Raw genomic sequence first — 2,580 nt, 5'->3', positions numbered from 1 at the left:
AAGTCGACCGCCGCGAATCCGTCCACGGCCACAGGCTACGCTCGCGACGACCCACCGGCAGAGGGGGTTGCGCGACACCCGCCGGGCGGAGGAGGTCGCGACGTTTCGTCTCAGTCGACTCCGTCGTCTTCGCTCAACGAACAGGGGGCGGCAGCGATGCGCGGATGAGGTCGCGACGATTCGTCTCAGTCGACTCCGTCGTCTTCGCTCAACGAACAGGGGCGCGGCACTCCCGGTCGTTGAGCGAGCCCGGCGAAGCCGAGCGAGACGAAACGCGGCACCCGATGCGCGGATGAGGTCGCGACGATTCGTCTCAGTCGACTCCGTCATCTTCGCTCAACGACCAGGGGGCGCGGCACTCCCGGTCGTTGAGCGAGCCCGGCGAAGCCGAGCGAGACGAAACGCGGCACCCGATGCGCGGATGAGGTCGCGACGATTCGTCTCAGTCGACTCCGTCGTCTTCGCTCAACGACCAGGGATCAGCGGGTCAGGTCAGCTGACGACCCAGTCGAAGTCGTCGCCGTGCTCCTCGAGCCATGCGTCGATGGCATCCGCTTCCTTGCCCTCGCCGTACTCGTTCACGACCATGTCCTCGAGCGAGCCGTACTGCTCATCGTCGAGCTTGATCTGCTCGATGAGCTCGGCGGCCTCGGGGAACTCCTCGGCGAAGCCCTTCGTGCCCAGGAAGTGCAGGGCCTCCGACTCGCCCATGGCGCCCTTCGGGTCCTCGAGGTCCTTGACGGGGAAGGCGTCGTTGGCCCAGAACGGACGCCACAGCGTGACGACGATGTCCTCCTGCTTGTCGGTCGCCGACTTCAGCTCGGTGAGCATCGCCGCGGTCGACGAGGTGACGAGCTCGTACTCGCTGTCGAGGCCGTACTCGGGCATCATCTTCTGCGTCTGCGCGGTGAGACCGGCACCCGGCTCGATCCCGTAGATCTTGCCGTCGAGCTCGGCGCCCTTGCCCGCGAGGTCCTCGATCGAGTTCAGGTCGGAGTACTCCGGAACCGCGAGGGTCAGCTTCGCGTTGTCGTAGTACGCGCCGAGGTCCTCGATGTCGTCGCCGTACGTCTCCATGTATTCGGCGTGCGTCAGCTCGGGCCAGGCCGAGGGGTACATGTCGACGTCACCCTGGGCGAGGCCGGTGTACAGCGGGCCCGCCTCGGTCAGCGTCTTCATCTCGACGGTGTAGCCGATCTTCTCGAGCTGGTCCTGCAGCAGGTACGCGGTGCTGAGCCCGTCGGTCCACGAGGGCAGGAAGCCCAACGTGATCGTGCCCTTGTCGCCCGATCCGGTGTCTCCGCCGCCGGTGCCTCCACCGGTGCCGCCCATGCCGTCGCCGCTGCATCCGGCGAGGGTCAGGGTGGCTGCGGCGCCGATCGCCGCGATGGTCAGGAGCTTCTTCTTCATGTGTGTCTCTCTCGTTCCGTATATCTGTGTGCTGTGTTGCTGTGTACTGCGGTGTTGCGTTCTCTTGCGGGAGGGATGAGTCAGTGCACGCCGCCGCCGACGGGGGCGCGGCGCGGCGAGGCCTTCATGCGCTCGGCTTCGGCCTCGGCATCCTGCGCAGCGGCCGCCTCGGCCGATACAGGAGCGGATGCGGATGCCGTCGCGGGCGCCTCGGCGGACGCCGCGGCGAGGCGCTTCTGCGTGCGACGACGAGCCAGCATGCCGAGCAGCGACGAGCGGTTGCTGCTGAGATCGCCGAGCGCTGCCGTCACGCGGTCGAGGAAGACGGCGATGAGCACGACGCCCAGACCCGCCTCGACGCCCTTGGCGATGTTGATGGTCGAGATCGCCTCTACGACGATCTTCCCCAGGCCGTCCGCTCCTGCCATTCCGGCGATGACCGCCATCGACAGCGCGAGCATGATGACCTGGTTGACGCCGGCGAGGATCGTCGGCATCGCGAGGGGGAGCTGGATGCCGCGCAGGATCTGCCCCGGCTTGGCGCCGAACGCCTGGCCCGCCTCGACGGTCTCGGAGTCGACTCCGCGGATGCCGAGCTCGGTGAGTCGCACGCCCGGAGGCAGCGCGAAGATCACGGTCGCGACGAGTCCCGGCACGACGCCGATGCTGAAGAACACGATCGCCGGGATCAGGTAGACGAACGCCGGCATGGTCTGCATGAAGTCGAGCACGGGCTTGAGCACCGCGCGCACCGTGGCGTTGCGCGCCGACCAGATGCCCAGCGGCACCGCGATCAGCACGGCGATCACGGCGGCGACGAGCACGAGGGCAAGAGTCTGCATCGCCGGCACCCAGAGGTTCATGGCGACGATGAGCCCGAACGACACGACCGTGCCGATCGCCAGCTGCCACGATCGCACCGCCCAGGCGATGAGCGCGGCGATCACGATGATCACCGCGAAGTGCGGCGACAGCAGCGCACGGGTGAGGCCGTCGACCAGGAAGCTCACGACGAACGAGACGACGTCGAGCAGACCGTCGAGGTTGGTCTTGATCCAGTCGACGCCCGACGCGACCCAGGTTCCGAGGGGAAGGCGGAATCCGTCCATCAGCGCACCTCCTCTGCCGTCTGCGTTTCGTCTCGGTGCTGCGCTCCTCGCTCAACGACCG

General features: G+C 67.5%; 2 protein-coding genes. Both read right to left on the bottom strand.

Annotated features, from left to right (window positions below; genetic code table 11):
• Positions 1-492: 492 nt before the first annotated feature.
• Positions 493-1,410 (bottom strand): glycine betaine ABC transporter substrate-binding protein, encoded by a 918-nt coding sequence (locus RWO82_RS15505; RefSeq protein WP_314428427.1) that lies wholly within the window; start codon positions 1,408-1,410, stop codon positions 493-495.
• Positions 1,411-1,490: 80 nt separating this feature from the next.
• Positions 1,491-2,519: a proline/glycine betaine ABC transporter permease gene (locus RWO82_RS15500; protein ID WP_314428426.1), complete on the bottom strand. Its 1,029-nt coding sequence runs from the start codon at positions 2,517-2,519 to the stop codon at positions 1,491-1,493.
• Between the last annotated feature and the right edge of the window lie 61 nt (positions 2,520-2,580).

Source organism: uncultured Microbacterium sp. (assembly GCF_963521645.1).
Classification (GTDB): Bacteria; Actinomycetota; Actinomycetes; order Actinomycetales; family Microbacteriaceae; genus Microbacterium.
This window is presented reverse-complemented; position numbering and strand designations above follow the sequence as displayed.

Bases quoted from the DNA above. Each gene is read 5' to 3' on its own strand.
- RWO82_RS15505 (WP_314428427.1), bottom strand. From the start codon at position 1,410: ATGAAGAAGAAGCTCCTGACCATCGCGGCGATCGGCGCCGCAGCCACC.
- RWO82_RS15500 (WP_314428426.1), bottom strand. From the start codon at position 2,519: ATGGACGGATTCCGCCTTCCCCTCGGAACCTGGGTCGCGTCGGGCGTC.